Source organism: Buttiauxella sp. B2 (assembly GCF_006376615.1).
Classification (GTDB): domain Bacteria; phylum Pseudomonadota; class Gammaproteobacteria; order Enterobacterales; family Enterobacteriaceae; genus Buttiauxella.
Map to the genome: position 1 here is coordinate 14,927 of NZ_VEXQ01000005.1, position 21,958 is coordinate 36,884.

Below are 21,958 nucleotides of genomic sequence, written 5' to 3' on the forward strand. Positions count from 1 at the left end.
ATCGCTACTCCTGACTTTTCTCTTTTTGCGGGCAATGTAACCGTGACAGTTGCCCGGTTCGCCCACCAGGACTGGTAATCGTAATGGCGATGCTGACACATCCAGCCTCCGATGTCTGCTGCCGACTAACTTTCCATTCATCTGTAGGTAATGGTGATTCAGGCTCGCTCATTTCCACGGCTAATCGCCATAACTGGCGGAATTGCCACTGAGACTGAAAACCTTGCTGTAACGCCCGGTGATAACCCAGTAGAGCCAGCATCACGACCGAAAACAATGCCATAGCGCAGAGTACTTCCACCAGACTAAATCCGCGCTGCAATGATTTCACTGTGGCAACTGGCATCGGGATACCTCCGTAAAGGGGCAAAAATCTAACCAGCCATGTGGAGTTGAAAGCCAATGAAAGTTATCAAGCGTCCCCCATTGCCACAACGTCAGTGGCGTTTGTTGATTTTCAGTAATCCCATGTACTGCCATAACTGCTTCATTTTCTCCTACCATCAACACACAAGCTTTCCAGCCGTTTTCTGGTTGTTGCTGGCAGTCCCACGCCAGCTTAGGTAACCAGGATAGTTGGCTTCCCCAGGCTTGCGCTGAAATAGCCCCCGCATACTGTTTCAGGAAAGCGACTTCACTTGCGACCAGATGGCGTTGGTGACTAAGTTGTTGTTGTAATCCAGCAAGCATTAATATCCCCAACGCTAATAACAGCAGTACAAACCCAAGGGTGATATTACCCCGCTCATATTGCCCACTCACAGATTATGACCCACAACGATGTGGCGCAAAGAAATCGGACTTTGGTCTTTGCTGGAGGCTGCTGCGAGCTCAATAATCAGCAATGAGGGCAGAGAGCGCCGCGCCAAACGGGTCACCGAGAATTTACGTATTACCATCGTTGCAGGATCTGAAACTTTCTCCCAGCCGTTACCTTCGCATGTGGCCGCACCGCGCAAAGCTTCCAGGTTGCTACTGTTCAGACGAAAACCCATCTGTTCAGGTTCCGAATGACTAGAGGGTTCCCAGCGCCCATTACTGTTGCTATCCCATTGCAGCAGCACACACCCCCCTTCCTTTCGCAGAACTAGCCCTTCCCCTTGGCAACTTCCGTGGCAATAACCCGCACGTTGTAGCTGTTTCCCCAAACTGAATGCCAGTTGCCAGAGCGATTCTTGCAAGGTTTCTTTCTGATATTGTTGCAAAACAGCCCGTTGCAGAACCGGAAACAAACGGCCAGCCCCTAACAGAACAATGCTGCTTAGCGCCATGGCAATGAGCGTTTCAAGTAAGGTGAACCCCTGCTGATTTAGCTGCATTTACTACTCCCGATAATTTCGCAGACACGAATACGCCCCTGAGCGGAGATAATAACTCGCCATTTTCCCGTACCGTTTTGCAAGTCAATATGGCCTGGCCATGCTGTATTCCTTTGTCCATAGAACCCAAGGTTTGGTGTTGTCTCGGTAATATCGACATCTACAAACGGTTGAAGTAATCGCCAACGTCCTTCTGAATGACATAGGTTTGCCTCAAGCTGTTTGCTCGCCAGACACCATGTATTCCCGGTACGGTTCACCATCAGAAGATGATCACGATTATGCCAATTTGCATCGTTGCGAAGCTGTTCGAGCAAATTGCGAATCTGCTGGGTCGTTATCCACAATCGTTGTCGCTGCTGCCACTGTTGCCAACCCTGCACACTGCCAGTGCTGAGCATCGCCACAATAGACATAACCACCAACATTTCTATCAGGCTAAAACCATGTTGTTTTATTTTCATGGCAGCAGTGTGCCAGCCGCGGGATTCTTCGCTACTGGCAACAGTTTGATTTTCGGCAAAGATCGAAGGAAAGTTGTGCAGTTGCTGCGGGTTGCATGGGTGTTGGAAAGAGGCTCGCAAAGTTGTCAAACGGGCAAAAAAAACCGGTGCACAAATGGCACCGGTTATGACAGTCTGTCAGCCGTTAGATAGCGACAGGGGCTTTGATCGCGGGATGAGGATCGTAACCTTCAATTTCGAAATCTTCAAAATGGTAGTCAAACAGCGACTCAGGTTTACGTTTGATAACCAGCTTTGGCAAAGCTCGCGGCTCACGTGTTAATTGCAGATGCGTTTGCTCAAGATGGTTGCTGTACAGGTGGGTATCACCACCGGTCCACACAAAATCCCCCACTTCCAGGTCACATTGCTGCGCCATCATATGAACCAGTAAAGCGTAGCTGGCGATATTAAATGGCAGCCCAAGGAAGATGTCGCATGAACGCTGGTAAAGCTGGCAGGAAAGCTTGCCGTCAGCCACATAGAACTGGAAGAACGCATGGCATGGTGCCAGCGCCATTTTATCCAGTTCGCCAACGTTCCACGCCGAAACGATAATACGGCGCGAATCCGGATCGTTTTTAAGCTGGTTAATCACGGTGGTCAGCTGGTCAATATGGCGACCATCAGGCGTAGCCCAAGAGCGCCACTGCTTGCCATATACCGGCCCAAGATCGCCGTTTTCATCTGCCCATTCGTCCCAGATAGAGACATTGTTTTCATGCAGATAGGCAACGTTAGTGTCACCTTTCAGGAACCACAGCAGTTCATGAATAATGGAACGCAAATGGCAGCGTTTAGTGGTAACCATTGGGAAACCATCTCGCAGATTGAAGCGCATCTGATGACCAAAAATCGATAGTGTACCGGTGCCGGTACGGTCATTTTTTGGTGTGCCGTTTTCCAGCACATGTTTCATCAAATCAAGATATTGTTGCATGGTTTCCTCACGAAAGCTGTTGCTGTGGGCGGCGACGATACGCCCAAATCATCATAATTACACCCGCGACAATCATCGGAATCGATAGGATTTGCCCCATACTGATGTATTGCACCCACGCCCCGGTAAATTGCTGATCCGGCTGGCGGAAGAATTCGACGATGATACGGAATGCTCCATAGCCAATCAGGAACAGACCGGAAACGGCGCCCATCGGGCGCGGCTTACGAATATACAGGTTAAGAATGATGAACAGCACGATACCTTCCAGAACCATCTCGTAAAGCTGGGAAGGATGGCGTGGCAAGACACCGTAGGTGTTAAACAAAGACTGCCATTCAGGGTGAGTTGCCAGCAGGCCAATGTCTTCACTACGCGAACCAGGGAACAACATGGCCCACTGGAAGTTTGGATCAACACGCCCCCACAATTCGCCATTGATAAAGTTACCAAGGCGACCAGCACCCAGGCCAAATGGAATCAGTGGTGCAATGAAATCAGCTACCTGGAAGAAGGAGCGATGAGTACGACGCGCAAACCAAATCATCACGCAGATAACACCGACCAGCCCGCCATGGAAGGACATGCCACCATCCCAGACTTTAAATAGGTACAGGGGATCGGCAAGGAAAACAGGCAGGTTGTAGAAGAAAACATACCCAAGGCGCCCACCAAGGAATACACCCAAGAAGCCCGCATAAAGCAAGTTTTCAACTTCGTCTTTCGTCCAACCGCTACCGGGTTTATTGGCACGACGGCCCGCAAGCCACATGGCAAACACGAAGCCGACCAGGTACATCACGCCATACCAGTGCAAAGAGACTGGCCCGACGGAAAAAATCACCGGGTCAAATTCAGGGAAATGCAGATAGCCACTATTCATCTGTCACCACAAACCGTTGTTACCCCATCGAAATTCTACAATGGGTTGCAAGTACGCATCTGTGCTGATGCGCTCCGAAAGCAGCGGATCATAGCACAAAGGGCATCAGGGTTGAGTCGGCGAAGTTGTAAAAGATATGTAATACCAGTTGCGGGGGGAGTAAACAACGAGCGCCTTAGCGCCCGCCGCGAATCAAACCGCCCATGCCACGACGTTCCATAAAAGATGCTACTTGATGGCGTACTTCCGTCGCTAGCTGAGCCTCAAGGCTGCGCTGAGCCAGCAGTTGCACTTCTTCAAGGCTAATATGGCGCAGCAGGTACTTAACACGTGCAACTGAACGGCCGTTCATCGACAAATGGCGATAGCCCATGCCAACTAGCAGTGCGACACACATGGGGTCACCCGCCATTTCACCGCACAAGCACAAATCGATATTGTGGCGTTGAGCTTCTGTCGCAATATAGTTTAACGCCCGCAGCATGGCTGGATGCAGGCTGTCGTAAAGGCTAGCGACACGGGTATTATTGCGATCGACTGCCAGCAAATATTGCGTCAGATCGTTAGTACCTACCGAGATAAAATCAACCCGGCTGGCAAGATGCCCCATCATAAAGACCATCGAAGGGACTTCAACCATCACGCCAATACGTGGTTTTGGTAACTCGTAACCGAGCACTTCTTCCACTTCACGTCCGGCGCGGTCTATCAGACGACGCGCTTCGTCTATTTCGTCGATGCTGGTGATCATCGGCAGAAGAATGCTCAGGTTGCCCGTTGCCGCGTTAGCTCGTAGCATGGCTCGCACTTGCACCAAGAAAATCTCTGGTTGGTCAAGCGTGATACGGATCCCACGCCAGCCCAGACATGGGTTTTCTTCGCTGATTGGCATATACGGCAGTTGTTTATCCGCGCCAACATCAAGCGTTCGCAGCGTGACAGGCTTTTCGTTAAACATTTGCAACATGCCCTGGTATTGGGCGACCTGCTCTTCTTCCGATGGGAAACCACTTTGCAGCATGAATGGGATTTCGGTGCGGTATAGCCCGATACCGTCAATACGGCTGCCAAGCTGTTGTTCATGCTCAGGGCTAAGGCCCGCGTTTAACATGACCTGCACGCGCTCACCGCTTTTTAGCGCTGCGGGACTATTTACATCATCTTCAACTAGTTGGGTAAGTTCATTCTCTTCGGTGATGAGCCGTTGGTATTCCTGCAACAGCACAGCTTCCGGATCAACCAGGAGTTCACCACGATAACCATCCACTACCAATGTACGGCGATGCAGCACCGAGGGTTGAATGTCTGCTCCCATAACTGTTGGGATACCTAACGCCCGCACCATGATAGCCGCATGAGAGTTCGCGGCACCATCGCGCACCACCACACCCACAAGCCGGTTTTGTGGCAATTCAGCAAGCGTGGTTGCAGATAACTCGTCGGCGACTAAAACAAAGCGTTCAGGCCAAGTGTTGGGGCTCTGAATGTTGTCATCGAGATGGAATAACAGACGTTGGCCAAGCGTACGTAGATCACCTGCTCGCTCTTTTAAATAGCCATCGGTCAGGCTTGCGAATTGCTCCGCAAATTTTTCGATAACTTTTTTAACCGCCCATTCAGCAACTGAGCCTTTATCCACTTCTTCAAATAATTCACGACGAAGACGAGCATCAGTCAACAGGTGCGAATAGAGATCAAATATGGCAGCCGTTTCCTTCTGAGCACCCGCAGCAAAGCGTTTGCTGTAGCGGCGAAACTCGTTGGAGGCTTCTTCAAGGGCTGCGGTTAGGCGTTCTCTTTCAAGCGTTGTATCAAGTGTTGAGGCTTCAGACACTTGTTCCATTAGCGGAAGAGTGGAGTCCATCCAACCTTCAGCAATGGCAACACCAGGGGATGCAGGCAGCGCGCGAATACGTGTCTGGCGATATTGACCAAATAAGGCGTTCAACTGTGATTGAGAGAGAATGCCTGCCATCTGTGTGGCGAGTGTGACGAGGAAAGACTCCTCGCTTTCATCATATTGCCGGTGCTCACGTTGCTGCACCACCAGCACACCCAGCAACTGGCGTCGCTGGATGATAGGAACCCCTAAAAAGGCTCGAAAACGTTCTTCCTTTACTGCGGGAACATATTTAAAGCTGGGGTGTTTTTGCGCATCCGCAAGGTTTATCGGTTCTGCAAGACGTCCGACTAGCCCGACAATGCCTTCATCAAATGCGAGTGTAATAGTGCGCCCGCGCGGCTTTTTAAGGCCGCGCGTCGCCATCAGGTAAAAACAACGCCGGTCATGATCTGCGAGATAAACCGAGCATACCTCGGTGTCCATCGCAAGGCAGATGTCTGTAACCAGAATATCCAGCGCCTCATTGAGGCGCGGAGCACTGGCAACCTTCTCGACTATTTCTCGTAGACGGGTGAGCATTTTTCGCGTGACTTAACCTCTTTTACGTCGCCATGCAGGCGCGTTATTACGTGGTGGCGTAACTTCCTGCAGCGGCATTACAACGCTTGCAAACTCTTTCATCACCCGACGATAAACATCGCGTTTAAAGGAGACAACCTGACGGACTGGATACCAATAGCTAACCCAGCGCCAGCCATCAAACTCTGGGGTACTGCTGGTTTGCATATTGATATCGTTGTCACTACTGATCAACTGCAAGAGAAACCATTTTTGCTTCTGGCCGATACAAACCGGCTTTGTGTCCCAACGCACCAAACGTTTCGGTAACTTGTAACGTAACCAGTTTCGGGTCGAGGCGAGTATTCGGACATCTTTTCGCTGTAGACCCACTTCCTCGAAAAGTTCCCGGTACATTGCCTGTTCCGGGGATTCGCCAGGATTGATGCCACCTTGCGGAAACTGCCAGGAATGTTGACCAAAACGCCTGGCCCACATCACTTGACCCTGCCGATTACAGATTACGATACCAACATTCGGGCGGTAGCCATCATCATCGATCACCGGACTACCTCAAAACAAACTTAGATTAGGCCGATTGTTTCATACAAGCGCTAGACGGTAAACCACTGTGTAACGGTTGTCAGAAGGAATAACATTTGAATAACTCACAAAATATGACCGAGTTATAAACATGAAGGGGTACAAGGTCTGTAGTTTATTCACTTTTTCTGTGGATATAACTGTGAAGAACTACCTTATACACTCGGGACAACTTAGGATAACTCCAATTCCACTCATTCAAACAAAAATAAAATACATAATAATTTCAATTGAATAGTTAGGTAAAAATCAACTCACAGCTTAGTAGTGTGATGATCGTCACATGACAGAACATCGCATTGATGAAAGATCGACCAATGACGTTTTTATCCACAGATTGTGCCAACAAGTTAGTCACAAACTGTCGAAAAAATGGGTTTTACCCCCAGTCAAGGCTGTAAATCGAACCAGTAGTGATCATTTTTATCAGTTATCCCATTTTTCTGTGGATAACTCAGTGTAAGATCCTGTTCATTGCCAGTGACCAGATTGGGAAAAGGTTTTTGTAGAATCCGTAAATAATCATTTTTAGCGATAAAAATGATTCAAAATCAGTGCATTGTCATTCATATCCCAGGCACGCTAAACTATTTCCACACGGTGGGCAAATCACGCCTATTTTTTAACCAACTATCAGCCAGGCACAATGCAAGCACTCCGTCCTTTACTCACACCGCCAGAAAACGAACAGGTTTTGCTGGCGCAAGCCCAGAAACTGGCAGGCTACACACTGGGCGAACTGGCGGCGCTCGCCAATTTACCGATCCCGAAGGATCTTAAACGCGACAAAGGCTGGATCGGTGTTTTGCTTGAACTGTGGTTAGGTGCCAGCGCTGGGAGTAAACCCGAGCAAGATTTCGCAGCGCTGGGTATTGAGCTAAAAACAATCCCTGTTGATAGATTAGGTCGCCCTCTGGAAACCACATTTGTCTGCGTCGCGCCACTCACTGGCAATACCGGTGTTGTGTGGGAAACGAGCCATGTGCGTCACAAACTAAAACGAGTCTTGTGGATTCCGGTTGAAGGCGAGCGGCAAATCCCCCTTGCCGAACGGCATATCGGCACACCGTTGTTGTGGACACCAACAGAAGAAGAAGAACGTCAGCTACGTCTGGACTGGGAAGAATTAATGGATTTGATTGTGCTCGGCCAAGTCGAGCGCATCACAGCACGCCATGGTGAAGTGCTGCAACTGAGGCCAAAAGCCGCAAACAGCAAAGCGTTGACCGATGCAATTGGAGCCGATGGCTCACCGATTCTTACTCTGCCTCGTGGTTTTTATCTGAAAAAGAATTTCACCGCAGCCCTGCTCGCTCGTCATTTCTCGTTGTAAACCCTAAAGAATTCGAGTTTTTGGTAGGCGGCAAGAGAGCTTATCCCCAGGAGCTTACTTTAGTAAGTGACTGGGGTAAGTGAATGCAGCCAACACCCCTACAACTTGAAGTATGACGGGTATAGATTCATTTAACTTGCGCCCAGCTCCTGGCTGGCGTTTATAATTGGCGTTTTATAAATATCTGGCAGGATTTTTTAATGTTGTTTGCATGGATTACCGATCCGAACGCGTGGATGGCACTGGGCACTCTGACGATTCTGGAAATCGTACTTGGAATCGACAATATCATCTTCCTTTCGCTGGTCGTTGCGAAGCTGCCTAAAGCGCAACAGGCTAAAGCACGCCGTCTGGGGCTGGGTGCTGCGATGATTATGCGTCTGGTGTTGCTGGCCTCTATCGCATGGATGACACATCTAATTCACCCGCTGTTTACAGTGATGGGCAATGAATTCTCAGCACGTGATCTCATTTTGCTGTTGGGTGGTTTGTTCCTGTTGTGGAAAGCGAGCAAAGAGATCCATGAGTCCATCGAGGGCGAAGAAGAAGGGCTAAAAACTAACGTTCACTCCTTCTTTGGCGCAATCGTACAAATCATGCTGCTGGATATCATTTTCAGCCTTGATTCTGTTATTACCGCCGTTGGCTTGTCCGATCATCTTTTTATCATGATGGCCGCCGTGGTTATTGCTGTGATGGTGATGATGTTTGCCGCGAAACCGATTGGCGATTTTGTTGAACGCCACCCGTCGGTGAAAATGCTGGCACTGTCATTCCTGTTGCTGGTCGGCTTTACCCTGATTCTTGAAGGCTTCGATATTCATGTGCCGAAAGGTTACATCTATTTTGCGATGTTCTTCTCAATCGCTGTGGAAACCTTGAATCTGATCCGCAACAAAAAAAACCCGCTGTAACCCACGCAGGGGAAGCTTTTCCGCTTCCCCTCTGTTTCTTTTAAGAATTTACTGCTTACGTTCACCACCTGCTCGAGTTATTACTAGAATATATATGTCATTCCATACCACACGAGGCGAATAATGATGAAAAAATGGGCTGTTCTAATTTCCGCTGTCGGTCTGGCATTTGCGGTTTCGGGTTGTAGCAGCGATTACGTGATGGCAACCAAAGATGGTCGAATGATCCTGACTGACGGAAAACCACAAGTCGATGAGGACACGGGCCTGGTGAAATATCGTGATCAGCAAGGCAACGAGATGCAAATCAATCGTGATGATGTTTCACAAATCATTGAACGTTAAGATGTAAAGGTCAGTACTTTGCTGGCCTGTCACACTTTTCTTCTTTTCCCCTCTTCCGCTTTTGCTTCCCCTCTGCCATGTTTATAGTCCATTTTTTTGTTGGGCACATGCCTGACCGATAAGACCGATGAATAAGGAAGGCGGCTATGCACTATCACCGTATCCCCCACAGCTCTCTTGAAATAAGTACGCTAGGGCTGGGAACCATGACGTTTGGTGAGCAAAATAGCGAAGCCGACGCGCATGCACAGCTTGATTATGCAGTCCACGAAGGGGTAAACCTGATTGATGTGGCAGAAATGTACCCGGTGCCACCTCGACCGGAAACTCAAGGTCTAACAGAAACTTACGTCGGCAACTGGTTAAAGCAACGCGGTAATCGCGAAAAACTGGTTATCGCCACAAAAGTCAGTGGTCCAAGCCGCAATAACGACGCCGGCATTCGCCCAAACCAGATACTGGATCGCAGAAATATCCGTGATGCACTGGATGCCAGCCTGAAGCGTTTGCAAACCGACTATATCGATCTCTATCAGGTTCACTGGCCACAGCGCGCCACCAACTGTTTTGGCAAGCTGGGTTATACATGGACTGATAACGCAGTGCCAGTCACTCTGCTTGAAACACTTGAGGCAGTGACTGAGTTTCAGCGAGCGGGGAAAATCCGTTATATCGGCGTGTCTAATGAAACACCATGGGGTGTAATGCGTTATCTGCAACTGGCTGAAAAGCATGATTTGCCGCGCATTGTCACCATCCAGAATCCATACAGCCTTGTGAACCGTAGCTTTGAAGTGGGATTGGCAGAAATTACTCAGCGCGAAGGGGTCGAGTTGTTGGCCTATTCCTGTCTGGGATTTGGTACGTTGACAGGTAAATACCTGAACGGAGCAAAACCTGCAGGCGCACGTAATACGCTGTTTAGCCGTTTCACCCGTTACAGCGGTGAACAAACTCAGCTGGCGGTTGCGGCATATGTCGATATCGCTAAACGACACAATCTCGATCCGGCTCAAATGGCACTGGCTTTTGTTCGCCGCCAACCTTTTGTTGCCAGCACGCTGTTAGGTGCAACCACGCTTGAGCAATTAAAAACTAACCTTGAGAGCTTACATGTAGACTTGAGTGAAGATGTACTTGAAGAGTTGGAAGCGGTGAACCGCGTTTATACCTACCCTGCACCTTGATGTGAAAACCCCTCTCCAAATGGAGAGGGGAAACTCTATTTCTGGCGAATCTGCCAAACCCACAAACCGCCGATAGCCAGCGCAAACACTGCACCAAAACCAATGCCGATACCGACAATCGATGCACCTGTTTTTACCGCCAGTGAGAACAGACCAAGCATCAGTAACATCGCGGTATTTTCACCGAGATTCTGCACAGCAATCGCATTTCCCGCCCCCACTGAATGTTTGCCACGATCCTGAAGAAGAGCGTTTAGCGGGACCACGAAGAATCCGCCAAGAATACCAATCAGCACTAATAGCAAGTAAGACGGTAGCAATGCATTTTGGATAGCGAAGAACAGCACGCCAATACCAATCAAAATACCGGCAGGCATACAACGTGCCACGGTTTCAAGCGTCACCAGTTTAGCCGCAGCTCCGGCACCAACAACAATCCCTACAGCGACCATTGCATTGAGGTAGGTTGGCGTCGCGTTATCAGTAATACCCAACGCTATCGGAACCCACAACACCAGCAAGAAGCGTAACGTCACCCCCGCGCCCCAGAACAAACTGGTGCCGACTAACGAGAAGCGAGTTTCGCCGTTATGCCATAGCGTACGACAAGCATTGAAGAAGCTGCGTGTCATCGGGGTAAAGCGCCATGACTGACCACTCCGCGCGGGTGCAAGTTTCGGTATAAATATATTGGCGACCACAGCGCCCGCATATATCGCCACACACATGCTTAATGCAGCCAGAATGTGCCAGTCAGCCAGCACACCGCCCGCCATAGAACCAAGCAGAATTGCGGCAATGGTCGATGATTCCATCAGACCATTGGCTTTCACCAGGCGATCGCCCGTGGTTAACTCCCCCAAAATCCCATACTTAGCCGGTGAATACGTTGCAGCACCAATACCCACCAGCAAATATCCAACAAACGGATTCAGACCAAAACAGATAACCGCCGCACCAATCAATTTGAGGCTATTGGCCAGCATCATCACTCGCCCTTTGGCAAAGCTGTCCGCTATCTGACCGACAAACGGGGCAAATAGGATGTAAGCGCCAACAAACACCATCTGCAAAACAGGTTGGCTCCAGTCGGGGTAGAACTGTTGTTTTAATACCGCAAGCGTTGCAAACAGCAGCGCGTTGTCACCAAACGCCGATAGAAATTGCGCGCAGGTCACAGCCATCATACCTCTGGACCAAATTGAGGTATCGTTTACGGTATTATCATGCATTCTCTGTCTCCGGCTCGTTGACCAGCGCTTTCAGACTGACGAAATCAGGTTTACCGCTGCCCAGCACAGGTAACTGTTTCAGGAAGCGAATATCTCGCGGTACAGTCAGCTCAGGAATGCCATTTGCGCGGGCATATTGCAGCAGTTTTTCGCGATTAAGCTCGCTATCCGTAGTGAACATCACCAGTGCTTCACCTTTCGCCGCATCGCTTTTAATAACGGTAGCATGCATTCTCTCCGGAGATACGCCGAGTGCCATCTGCTCTACCATTTCCAGTGAAACCATTTCACCGGCAATTTTAGCAAAGCGTTTAGCTCGCCCTTGAATGATACAAAAACCATGCTCATCAAAGCGGACAATATCACCCGTGTCATACCAACCTGATTCCACTTCACCCTGCGCATTTTCAGCACTTGGTTCTTCCAGCACACCAGGGTTTTCCACACGAAGATAGCCTTTCATGATGTTCGGCCCCTTCAATTGCAGTCGTCCACCGTCTTCAATTCCTGGCACTGCCATCAACCGGGCATCCATTGCCGGAAGAATGCGCCCCACGGTCCCAACTTGTGCCGCCATTGGGACGTTGATGGACACCACAGGCGCGCATTCTGTAACGCCATAACCTTCCAAAATTCGCAGACCAAATTTATCCTGCCAAAGCTGTTTGGTGCTTTCCTGGAGTTTTTCCGCTCCCGCCACTACATAACGCAGGCGGTAGAAGTCATAAGGATTGGCGAAACGCGCGTAGTTACCAAGGAACGTCGATGTGCCAAATAACACAGTACAATTTCGGTCGTAAACCAGTTCCGGCACAATGCGATAATGCAGCGGGCTTGGATAGAGGAACACTTCCGCGCCCGTTAGCAGAGGCGTAAACAAGCCGACAGTCAGACCGAAAGAGTGGAACAACGGTAAGGCCGACATAAAGCGATCGTTGGCAGTGAAATCGGCAATAGTGCGAATTTGCTCAACGTTAGCCAGCAAACTTTTGTGGCTATGTACCACGCCTTTTGGATTCCCTTCAGAACCCGAAGTAAATAACACCATCGCAGCATCTTCTGGTTGCTGCTTGACCTGCGCCAAATGTGGCACCAGCAAATGGCCAAATATCCACAGTTTGTCGGCAAGCGTAACATCGGCTTTCAGATCTTCCAGGAATACCCAGCGCACTTGTGTGAGTTGTTCAGGCAAATGCCATAACTTGCCTTTATCGAGAAACTGACGCGAAGTGAATATCGTTTTGATCTGCGCGGCAGTGATAGCACTGGTCAACCCTTTGACGCCCGCGGTGTAGTTCATCATCGCAGGAATTCGCCCACGCGATGATGCACCAAAAATGACTGCCGCGCTGATCGCCGCATTCGGCAGCATCAGGCCAATAATTTCACCCGCCGCACTGTATTTATTTAGAATGCGCCCGACAAATAGGGTCTTGGTTAGCAAACTACGATAGGTATCTGGCTTGAAGTTAATGTCTTCAATACAGTTTTTGCGATCGCCATAACGATATTGTGCTGCGAGCAACGCTTCGTACAACGTTTCACGTGGTCGCACTGCCATACGCGCTTCCATCATTAGCTGATGCAGCATTTCACCTGCCATTTTACGGCGTTCGCGCGCGCGCGGCGCTTCCGGCATCGGGACAGAAGTAGGTGGCAGAATATGCAGGCTGATGCGCGGGAATAAGCGGCGTTTAACCAGGCCTTTCAGGCGGCTGAAAAACGTCAGTTCCGCACCATCAATTCGAATCGGGATAACGGCCGCATTTGATTTCGCGGCAACAAACCCGGCACCTTCATAAATTTTCATCAATGATCCGGTAACCGAGATGCGCCCTTCCGGGAAGATAACCACCGGACGGCCCTGCTCAACCAGACGAACCAGGTGCTTAATCGACATCGGTTTTGTTGGGTCAAGCGGCACAAAATCGATTAGCGATTTAAGCCAACGCATATACCACTGTTGGCTAATTGAGGAATACACGGCAAATACCGGACGCCCGGGTAAAAATAGTGCCAGCAAAATACCATCAATAAAGGAAACGTGGTTGGGAACAATCAGGACTCGCGATTGGGAGAGAACTTGTTGATCGCCATAAAGTCGCACCCTGAACAAGATACGAAATAGCGTACGGAAAAAACCAAAAAGCATAGCAACTCCCTTTGTCGTTAATAAGCCGCAGATTCTTAAGTGTAGTAACAGCAGATTACATGAGTAACTTTAAAGGAGCGATAGCCTGAAGGGATGCAATGTCTGAAAAAAAGGCAAAAAAAACCTGCGCATCTGCGCAGGTTGGTGCAAAAGAATTGTACTTAACAACGTAACTAGAATTCTCACCAATCAATACCTCTGGGACACTAAATGTAGCAGTGGCTGGTCACTTTTCGCCATGGCGAAATAGCAACAGCGCGCTGCAAACTGTAAGCAAAGATTTAGTCTGAAATCATTAAAAATCCAGAGCATGCCCGTTACTGCCGCTGCGCTTGGATTTCCCGGTGGCGGATGTGTAACGATTACACTAAAACTGGCCTGATTTTGGATGAGTTTGCGACAGCTACTACAGTTGCACCCTTGAAGTAGCGCGGCTTTTCCGTAACACTTAAAACTGTGTAAACGCTTACCCACTCAGGAATACTATCGATGGCGACAATTAAGGATGTAGCAAAACTAGCAGGCGTTTCTGTCGCCACGGTGTCCCGTGTCATTAATAACTCCCCAAAAGCCAGCAATGCGTCTCGCCAGGCTGTGAGCTGCGCGATGGAAGAACTGAATTACCATCCCAACGCCAACGCCCGAGCGCTAGCCCAGCAAACAACCGAAACAATTGGCCTGGTGGTGGGTGATGTTTCCGACCCCTTCTTTGGCGCGATGGTAAAATCCGTCGAGCAAGTCGCCTACCGCACTGGCAACTTTCTGTTAATTGGCAATGGTTATCACAATGAACAAAAAGAACGGCAAGCAATTGAACAGCTCATTCGCCATCGCTGTGCCGCACTGGTCGTCCATGCGAAAAAAATCCCTGACGACGAATTGATCTCACTGATGAAGCAAATGCCCGGCATGGTGGTTATAAACCGTATTCTGCCTGGTTTTGAGCAACGTTGTGTGGCGCTAGATGACCGCTATGGTGCGTGGCTTGCCACCCGTCATCTGATTCAGCAAGGCCATACGAAAATTGGTTACCTCTGTTCCAACCACCAAATTTCTGATGCCGAAGATCGCTTGCAGGGTTATTACGACGCTCTTACAGAACATGGGTTGCCGGTCAACGATCGTTTAGTCACTTACGGTGAGCCGGATGAAAGCGGCGGTGAGCAGGCAATGACTGAGCTATTAGGTCGTGGAAAACATTTCAGTGCGGTAGCCTGTTACAACGATTCAATGGCGGCAGGTGCAATGGGCGTGCTCAATGACAACGGAATTGATGTCCCTAAAGAGATTTCACTGATTGGCTTTGATGATGTGCTTATCTCGCGCTACGTGCGCCCACGTCTGACTACGGTTCGTTATCCGATAATCACCATGGCGACACAAGCAGCAGAACTCGCGCTGGCGCTGGCTGAAAAGCGTGAGCTACCAGATATCACACATATGTTTAGCCCAACACTTGTGCGACGCCACTCGGTTATCACATATTCTGGCGAGTAATGTTTACCTCTGGGTTGAGAGAGTGAATTGATATAAATGGACGGGCTTATTGGGATAATCCAACCCGTCGCCGATATATTGCCAACCAAAACGTTCGTAGTAATCTTTGCATGCTGAATAGAGATAAAGCTGCGGGTAACCCAATCCGCGAGCTTGCTCAATAACGTGTTGTTGCAGTTTAGCTCCCAGCCCCCGTCCACGCTGGTTTTCATCTATGTATAACGCGGCAAGCCAGGGATAAAGATCCTGACGGCTAATCAAATCACAGCGCCATAACCCCACCGTACCGACCAATTTATTGCCCTCAACGGCCACAAACGTTAATGGCATTTCCCCTTCTCGCTGGCTGGTTGCCACTATAGAGGCGAAAAAGTCACGGCTTTCAGATGTGCCAAACGCCTGCCACAACCAATCAGTCACTTGCTCTGTATACTGTGGTGCAGTGTAGAGCGGTTGGATATTCACATCAGCTTTCCCGTTAAAGAATCAAATCTCTCAAAGTTTATTCCCTTTCACGGCTGATAATGAAGCAAAACAGCGAGATTAATTTATACGCTGGCCATGGTTACGGATGCCCAAAACTATGCATTAGGAGAATGAAAGGGTTCGTAATCATTGAAAAGCGTGATCCGGTACGACAAATGGCATAGCGAAGCCGCAAGCCAGATGTTTCATTACCACAGCGTGATAAACTAGCGAAACTATATGACCACGCGGCAAGCGTCTTAATCAGGAATGAATTGATGGTAACAATGCTGGATGTCGCGCTACGCGCAGGCGTTTCCAAAGCAACGGTATCACGCGTGCTCAACGGAATTGGACAAGTCAAAGAGAGCACTCGCAAACAGGTTTTTAACGCCATGGAAGAGTTGGGTTATCGCCCTAATTTTCTGGCGAGATCCCTTGCAAACCGCAGCAGTAATAGCGTGGGTCTGGTAGTTTCTACCTTTGATGGGTTTTACTTTGGCCGTCTGTTACAACAAGCCTCGCGCCAGACCGAGGCCTGGGGCAAACAGCTTATTGTCACTGACGGGCACGACACGCCGCAAAAAGAGCTAGAAGCCGTGCAAATGCTGGTAGACCGGCATTGCGACGCCATTGTGTTGTACACCCGCTTTATGAATGAGCGCACACTACTTTCGCTGATGAACAGCATCAAAGTTCCGTTGGTGGTGATTAACCGTGACGTGAGCCAGGCTCGCGACCGCTGTGTGTTCTTTGAACAACAAGATGCGGCGTTTAAAGCGACAGATTATTTGATTCAACAAGGGCATCGAGATATCGCTTGTATCACCGTGCCAATCTCCACGCCTACCGGGCAAGCACGCCTGATGGGCTATCGAAAAGCGCTGCAAAAACATGGCATTGCCTTTAGCGAAGACAGAGTCAAATATGGCGATTCGAGCATGACTCTCGGCCATAAGCTTTGCCAGGAATTGCTCGAAAGCCACGTGCCTTTTACCGCACTGTTTGCCTGTAATGATGATATGGCACTGGGTGCGTCGAAAGCGTTGCATCAGGCTGGTCGGCATATTCCGCAGGATATTTCGCTGTTTGGTTTTGATGATGCGCCGAGCGCGCAGTGGCTGGAACCTGCATTATCCAGTGTCTATTTGCCTATTGATAGCATGATTACCACGGCAATCGATCAGGTAATCAAGCTAGCCAACGGCGAATCACTCGAGGCGATTCCACCCTTTGTTGGCAAGCTGGTATTACGTGATTCAGTGATGCCCGGCCCGTTTTACGAGCCAGGTTTACAACTTTAGAATATTTCCAGAGCCAGCAACTCCTGAACGGTCTGACGTCGACGAATCAGACGCGCCTGACCGTTATCAAACATCACTTCAGGTAACAACGGGCGACTATTGTAGTTGGACGACATCGACGCGCCATATGCGCCCGTATCATGCAGCACCAGATAATCGCCCACTTGCACAGGTGGCAGCGCACGCGTTTCCACTTTGCCACCTTCCTGCTGGGTAAACACATCACCTGATTCACACAATGGCCCGGCAACCACCGTCTCGACTAATGGCAGTGCAGCAAGTTCACGTCCATCACCTGCCAGAGCTGAAATATGGTGGTAACTGCCATACATTGAAGGACGCATGAGATCGTTAAACCCTGCATCAATCAGCACAAAATGGCGCGAGCCCATGTTCTTGACCGAACGCACCTGAGCCACCAACACACCTGATTCTGCAACCAGGAAGCGGCCAGGCTCAATTTCCAGTTTCACCGGGTGCCCAAGGTGCTGAGCAATTTTTTCACGCGCCGCATTCCACAGACCGTAATAGTGATTGGTATCAATGGTCTCTTCACCTTCACGGTAAGGAATAGACAACCCGCCACCTGCGGAAATCGCCTCAAGATCCTGACCAAAATCAATTACCTGCTGCACCATAGCTACACAAACGCGTTCAAGATGACCGTAATCCACACCAGAACCGATGTGCATGTGGATGCCAACCAGATGCAGCTTATAGCGTTCGATAACTTCCAGCGCTTGTGGCAAATCAGCATGCCAAATACCGTGCTTACTGTTTTCACCACCGGTATTGGTTTTCTGACTGTGACCATGACCAAAACCTGGGTTCACTCGCAGCCAGACGCGATGGCCTGGTGAAACTTCGCCAAGTTGTTGCAACATGTCTACAGAACCTGCGTTGACAGGAATTTGCTGCTCAGCCACCAGCGCCAACGTCGGCTGGTCAATCATATCAGCGGTGAAAACGATGTCGTCTTTGTTTTCCAGTGGCTGGTAGCCTGCCGCCAACGCACGTTCAATTTCGCCCTGTGAAACGGAATCGACTTTAACGCCCTGCTCGCGCATCAAGCGCAAAATATGAATGTTGGAACACGCTTTTTGCGCGAAACGAATCACATCAAACTGTCGCAGTTGAGCAATCTGCTGGCGAATAATATCCGCGTCGTAAACCCAGACCGGGCAGCCAAATTCAGCAGGTAGCGCCAGCAGGTTTTGTGCATTCAATGCGGTGTCGGTGTTATTGAGTGGGCGTGGCATGGTTGGCTCCGGAAACAAATCATTTTTTGTATTACGCCACAGAGTGTGGTGAAGAAAAAATATCGTTTTCTGCCTAGTCTATGCAAATATGATATGGAATATCCCTTCCCCCCAAGCCCTCTCTTACAGGAGAAGGAGAAAAGAGGTTTAGCCCGTGCCTTCAATAACCTTGCGCCATATCGAAATTTTTCACGCAGTAATGACTGCCGGCAACCTCACCGAAGCCGCAGGGTTATTGCACACCTCGCAGCCCACCGTCAGCCGTGAACTGGCGAGGTTTGAAAAACTGATCGGCCTGCAATTGTTCGAACGAAGCCGTGGGCGACTGCATCCCACGGTTCAGGGTTTGCGGTTATTTGAAGAGGTACAGCGTTCCTGGTATGGACTGGATCGAATTCTAAGTGCCGCCGAGAGTCTGCGTGAATTCCGTCAGGGCGAGCTGTCCATCGCCTGCCTGCCTGTGTTTTCACAGTCATTCTTACCGATGATGGTGCAACCTTTTCTGGCGCGATATCCGGAACTGAGCCTGAATATCGTGCCACAAGAATCTCCGTTGCTTGAGGAGTGGCTATCCGCTCAGCGCCACGATTTAGGGTTCACTGAAAATACTACGACTCCCGCCGGAACTGAGCGCCAAACGTTGCTGACCTTGAACGAAGTTTGCGTTTTGCCCGCCGGACACCGGTTGGCGCACAAAGACATTCTCACGCCGCAGGATTTCGCCGGTGAAAATTACGTCAGCCTGTCTCGCACCGACAGCTATCGGCAGCTACTGGATTCACTGTTTCAGGAGCACGATGTCAAGCGCCGCATGGTGATGGAAACACACAGCGCGGCCTCGGTTTGTGCAATGGTACGGGCGGGAGTTGGCGTGTCAGTGGTCAATCCGTTGACCGCACTGGATTACGCGTCAAGTGGTGTCGTTGCGCGGCGTTTTAGCGTGGCGGTACCGTTTACCGTGAGCCTGATTCGCCCACTGCACCGCCCTGCTTCCGCGCTTGTCAGCGCTTTTAGCGAACACCTACAAAACAGCATGCAGATATATATTGAGCCACTAAATACTCTGCTTGATACCTGATTTACTGCTCTGTGACCGGTTGTTGGTGCCCGGTGCCATTGCTGAAGTTAATCAGACAGATGATCAGCCCAATAGCGGCCAGCCCTGCAGCTGCAACCGGAACAGCAGTCAGACCATATCCATGGGCAATAACAGTGCCTCCCACCCAAGCCCCTAACGCGTTTCCGACATTAAAAGCGGCAATGTTCAGGGTAGAAACCAGGTTTGGCGCGTCTTTTCCATGCAGCACAACGTTGATTTGCAGCGCAGGTACAGTCGCAAAGGCCGCCATCGCCCACAGAAATAACGTGATTTCTGCAAGCCACATTCCGTGACTGGTCCAGCGGAATAGCAACGAAAAGATAGCAATCAGACTGAAGCTAAGGATCAAACTAAAAGAAACGCGCCAGTCTGCGAGGCGCCCGCCAAGGATATTCCCGACAGTTAAGCCTGCGCCAATCAGGAAAAGCGTCCAGCTTACCCCCTGATGAGTCACACCCGTCACCTGCAACAACATTGGGGCAATGTAGCTAAACAAAGTGAACATGGCGGCGGCAAAAAATACGGTCATCGCCAGAGAAAGCCAAAGTTTGCCATTAGCCAATGCACTGATTTCGCGTTTGAGGTCAGTCGGTGACTCCTCTTTTTGCGAAGGTAAGCTAACGATCAACGCAACAAACGCCACAACACCAATGACTGCCACGCCCCAGAAGGTTGAACGCCAGCCGTATAGTTGCCCAAACCAGGTGCCAATCGGTACACCCAGTACATTGGCTAACGTCAAACCAGTAAACATCAATGCTACTGCCGATGCTTTACGGTTTGGCGCAACCAGGCTTGCAGCAACTACCGCACCAATACCGAAAAATGCTCCGTGGCACAAAGCAGTGATAATGCGCGCCAGCATCAGAAAATGGTAATTAAGTGCAAGCGCACACAGAATATTGCCGACAATGAAAATCACCATCAGTAATACCAACGAAAGCTTACGCGGCAACCGTGCGGTTAATAACGCCATGATCGGTGCACCAATCGCCACCCCAAGTGCATAGCCGCTAATCAACCAGCCCGCTGTGGGAATAGAAATCGAAAGATCTCCAGCCACATCGGGCAGTAGGCCCATGATAACGAACTCCGTCGTGCCGATGGCAAACGCACTCATCGCCAGCGCGAGTAAGGAAATAGGCATGGAAAACTCCCGGTTCTGAAATAACAAAAGGCGGAGGAGCACAGCTCGGCCGCCAGATTATGGGGATGTCAGAGGTGCAGCTTTTTAAAATACCGTGCGCTGCTTAACAAATTAATAACACAAAACTACTCTGCGAGCATAAATTTCACTGCATCTGCGGCATGAATGGCAGCGGTATCAAACACCGGGAGTGGGCAGTCCTGCTGATTCAGTAACAACCCGATTTCGGTGCAGCCAAAAATCACCCCCTGCGCCCCCTGCCCCTGTAGTCGTTCAATCACTTGCTGATAATACTGCTTTGATTCTGCTGTAATTTTACCCAGACAAAGCTCTTCGAAAATTATCTGATTAATACGCAAACGCTGGGGTTCGTCAGGGATTAGCGATTCAATGCCAAATTCGGCATTCAGGCGGCCACTATAAAAATCCTGCTCCATGGTGTAACGCGTCCCCAGCAATGCAACACGTTGTACATTTTGCTCAGTAATCGCGCGGCCCGTCGCATCTGCAATGTGTAAAAACGGTAACTCACAACGCGATTCAGTATGATGTGCCACTTTGTGCATTGTATTGGTGCATAGCACGATCCCTTCAGCGCCCGCTTTTTGTAAACCGAGAGCAGCTTGCGCCAACATATCTCCCGCCAGATCCCATTCCCCTTTTGACTGGCAGGCTTCAATCTCATGAAAATCAACGCTGTGCAGCAGGATCTTTGCTGAATGCAATCCGCCTAAACGATCCTTAATCCCTTCATTGATCAAACGATAATAAGGAATTGTTGATTCCCAACTCATTCCGCCCAGCAACCCGATTGTTTTCATGACTATTCACCTGTTAGCTTTTTATTACTCTGGTTATATCAGAGGCACAGCGCGGCAGGAAAGCGTGATCGCTCTTACAATTATCGGCTGCGGGCTACCACCAAATCATTTTTCAAGATACGATTCATTAAATGAAACAACGTTTCACATAGGAAAGGATCGCTAATGTTCACTTTTATTAAAGATACTCAACTGGAAGATTTAGGTGCTGGTGTGAGCCGCCGTATTCTGGCGCACGAAGGTAAAATGATGGCGGTGCAAGTTAACTTTGAAACGGGAGCAATCGGCCCGATGCATAACCACCCGCATGAGCAGTTAACTTATGTGCTGTCAGGTGAATTTGAATTTACCATCGGTGAAGAAACTCACCGAGTCACCGCTGGCGACACGCTGTATAAAGAGCCTCATATCATGCACGGCTGCGTCTGCCTGGCCGCTGGCACACTTCTGGATACCTTCACTCCGATACGTGAAGATTTCCTGAAGTAAACAATAAACAAAAACGGCTCCTGAGTTCCCTGAATAAGGGCGGAGCCGCTGTGAGCACTACCAGG

General features: G+C 49.7%; 22 protein-coding genes. 8 read left to right on the top strand and 14 right to left on the bottom strand.

The window, feature by feature from the left end; all coding sequences use genetic code 11:
- Positions 1 to 4: 4 nt before the first annotated feature.
- From FH968_RS07845 to rppH, 8 genes are all read right to left on the bottom strand, one after another.
- Positions 5 to 346, bottom strand: a complete 342-nt coding sequence (locus FH968_RS07845; RefSeq protein ID WP_139878595.1) for a prepilin-type N-terminal cleavage/methylation domain-containing protein — start codon at positions 344 to 346, stop codon at positions 5 to 7.
- Positions 328 to 762: a DUF2509 family protein gene (locus tag FH968_RS07850; protein WP_139878596.1), complete on the bottom strand. Its 435-nt coding sequence runs from the start codon at positions 760 to 762 to the stop codon at positions 328 to 330. Before FH968_RS07850 ends, FH968_RS07845 begins: the two co-directional genes overlap by 19 nt.
- Positions 759 to 1,319: a prepilin peptidase-dependent protein gene (locus FH968_RS07855; protein WP_139878597.1), complete on the bottom strand. Its 561-nt coding sequence runs from the start codon at positions 1,317 to 1,319 to the stop codon at positions 759 to 761. The genes FH968_RS07850 and FH968_RS07855 overlap by 4 nt, the downstream gene beginning before the upstream one ends.
- Positions 1,310 to 1,783 (bottom strand): prepilin peptidase-dependent protein, encoded by a 474-nt coding sequence (locus tag FH968_RS07860; protein WP_139878598.1) that lies wholly within the window; start codon positions 1,781 to 1,783, stop codon positions 1,310 to 1,312. The genes FH968_RS07855 and FH968_RS07860 overlap by 10 nt, the downstream gene beginning before the upstream one ends.
- 184 nt (positions 1,784 to 1,967) lie before the next feature.
- Complete coding sequence (thyA, locus tag FH968_RS07865; RefSeq protein ID WP_139878599.1) at positions 1,968 to 2,762, bottom strand: thymidylate synthase; 795 nt, start codon at positions 2,760 to 2,762, stop codon at positions 1,968 to 1,970.
- A gap of 7 nt (positions 2,763 to 2,769) precedes the next feature.
- Positions 2,770 to 3,645 carry a prolipoprotein diacylglyceryl transferase gene (gene lgt / locus FH968_RS07870; RefSeq protein WP_139878600.1) on the bottom strand — a complete coding sequence of 292 codons (876 nt, stop codon included), beginning with the start codon at positions 3,643 to 3,645 and terminating at the stop codon, positions 2,770 to 2,772.
- A gap of 175 nt (positions 3,646 to 3,820) precedes the next feature.
- A complete protein-coding gene (ptsP, locus tag FH968_RS07875; protein WP_139878601.1) occupies positions 3,821 to 6,067 on the bottom strand; it encodes a phosphoenolpyruvate--protein phosphotransferase in 2,247 nt (748 codons plus the stop codon).
- 12 nt (positions 6,068 to 6,079) lie between these two features.
- Positions 6,080 to 6,610 carry an RNA pyrophosphohydrolase gene (rppH, locus tag FH968_RS07880; RefSeq protein WP_034498067.1) on the bottom strand — a complete coding sequence of 177 codons (531 nt, stop codon included), beginning with the start codon at positions 6,608 to 6,610 and terminating at the stop codon, positions 6,080 to 6,082.
- A gap of 685 nt (positions 6,611 to 7,295) precedes the next feature.
- Here rppH and mutH point away from each other — a divergent pair.
- The 4 genes from mutH to FH968_RS07905 all read left to right on the top strand — a co-directional run bounded on the left by mutH (position 7,296) and on the right by FH968_RS07905 (position 10,428).
- A complete protein-coding gene (mutH, locus tag FH968_RS07890) occupies positions 7,296 to 7,982 on the top strand; it encodes a DNA mismatch repair endonuclease MutH (protein ID WP_139878602.1) in 687 nt (228 codons plus the stop codon).
- A 200-nt stretch (positions 7,983 to 8,182) separates the two neighbouring features.
- Positions 8,183 to 8,896, top strand: a complete 714-nt coding sequence (locus FH968_RS07895; RefSeq protein WP_139878603.1) for a TerC family protein — start codon at positions 8,183 to 8,185, stop codon at positions 8,894 to 8,896.
- A gap of 126 nt (positions 8,897 to 9,022) precedes the next feature.
- Positions 9,023 to 9,241: a YgdI/YgdR family lipoprotein gene (locus tag FH968_RS07900; RefSeq protein WP_139878788.1), complete on the top strand. Its 219-nt coding sequence runs from the start codon at positions 9,023 to 9,025 to the stop codon at positions 9,239 to 9,241.
- A 146-nt stretch (positions 9,242 to 9,387) separates the two neighbouring features.
- Entirely contained in the window at positions 9,388 to 10,428 is a 1,041-nt protein-coding gene (locus FH968_RS07905) for an NADP(H)-dependent aldo-keto reductase (RefSeq protein WP_139878604.1), read from the top strand.
- 35 nt (positions 10,429 to 10,463) lie between these two features.
- Here the strand turns inward: FH968_RS07905 and lplT are convergent, their stop codons facing one another.
- Positions 10,464 to 11,660, bottom strand: a complete 1,197-nt coding sequence (lplT, locus tag FH968_RS07910; protein ID WP_139878605.1) for a lysophospholipid transporter LplT — start codon at positions 11,658 to 11,660, stop codon at positions 10,464 to 10,466.
- A complete protein-coding gene (aas, locus tag FH968_RS07915) occupies positions 11,653 to 13,812 on the bottom strand; it encodes a bifunctional acyl-ACP--phospholipid O-acyltransferase/long-chain-fatty-acid--ACP ligase (RefSeq protein WP_139878606.1) in 2,160 nt (719 codons plus the stop codon). Before aas ends, lplT begins: the two co-directional genes overlap by 8 nt.
- A gap of 489 nt (positions 13,813 to 14,301) precedes the next feature.
- On the opposite strand from aas, the gene galR reads away from it, so the two are divergent.
- Positions 14,302 to 15,309: an HTH-type transcriptional regulator GalR gene (galR, locus tag FH968_RS07920; protein WP_139878607.1), complete on the top strand. Its 1,008-nt coding sequence runs from the start codon at positions 14,302 to 14,304 to the stop codon at positions 15,307 to 15,309.
- A gap of 3 nt (positions 15,310 to 15,312) precedes the next feature.
- On the opposite strand, the gene FH968_RS07925 is transcribed toward galR, so the two are convergent.
- Positions 15,313 to 15,774, bottom strand: a complete 462-nt coding sequence (locus FH968_RS07925) for a GNAT family N-acetyltransferase (RefSeq protein ID WP_139878608.1) — start codon at positions 15,772 to 15,774, stop codon at positions 15,313 to 15,315.
- 278 nt (positions 15,775 to 16,052) lie between these two features.
- Between FH968_RS07925 and FH968_RS07930 the strand changes: the two genes are divergently transcribed.
- Positions 16,053 to 17,078: a LacI family DNA-binding transcriptional regulator gene (locus FH968_RS07930; protein WP_139878609.1), complete on the top strand. Its 1,026-nt coding sequence runs from the start codon at positions 16,053 to 16,055 to the stop codon at positions 17,076 to 17,078.
- On the opposite strand, the gene lysA is transcribed toward FH968_RS07930, so the two are convergent.
- Positions 17,075 to 18,337: a diaminopimelate decarboxylase gene (gene lysA / locus FH968_RS07935; protein WP_139878610.1), complete on the bottom strand. Its 1,263-nt coding sequence runs from the start codon at positions 18,335 to 18,337 to the stop codon at positions 17,075 to 17,077. The genes FH968_RS07930 and lysA overlap by 4 nt on opposite strands.
- 154 nt (positions 18,338 to 18,491) lie before the next feature.
- Here lysA and FH968_RS07940 point away from each other — a divergent pair, with 154 nt between their 5' ends.
- Complete coding sequence (locus tag FH968_RS07940; protein ID WP_139878611.1) at positions 18,492 to 19,415, top strand: LysR family transcriptional regulator; 924 nt, start codon at positions 18,492 to 18,494, stop codon at positions 19,413 to 19,415.
- Between the two features lies 1 nt (position 19,416).
- Here FH968_RS07940 and FH968_RS07945 read toward each other — a convergent pair whose 3' ends face one another.
- Positions 19,417 to 20,583, bottom strand: coding sequence for an MFS transporter (locus FH968_RS07945; RefSeq protein WP_139878612.1), 1,167 nt, complete (start codon positions 20,581 to 20,583; stop codon positions 19,417 to 19,419).
- 125 nt (positions 20,584 to 20,708) lie between these two features.
- The gene (locus tag FH968_RS07950; protein ID WP_139878613.1) at positions 20,709 to 21,404 is read right to left on the bottom strand and encodes an aspartate/glutamate racemase; all 696 of its coding nucleotides are present in this window, start codon (positions 21,402 to 21,404) and stop codon (positions 20,709 to 20,711) included.
- A 165-nt stretch (positions 21,405 to 21,569) separates the two neighbouring features.
- Between FH968_RS07950 and FH968_RS07955 the strand changes: the two genes are divergently transcribed.
- Positions 21,570 to 21,893 (top strand): cupin domain-containing protein, encoded by a 324-nt coding sequence (locus tag FH968_RS07955; RefSeq protein ID WP_139878614.1) that lies wholly within the window; start codon positions 21,570 to 21,572, stop codon positions 21,891 to 21,893.
- Positions 21,894 to 21,958 lie beyond the last annotated feature (65 nt).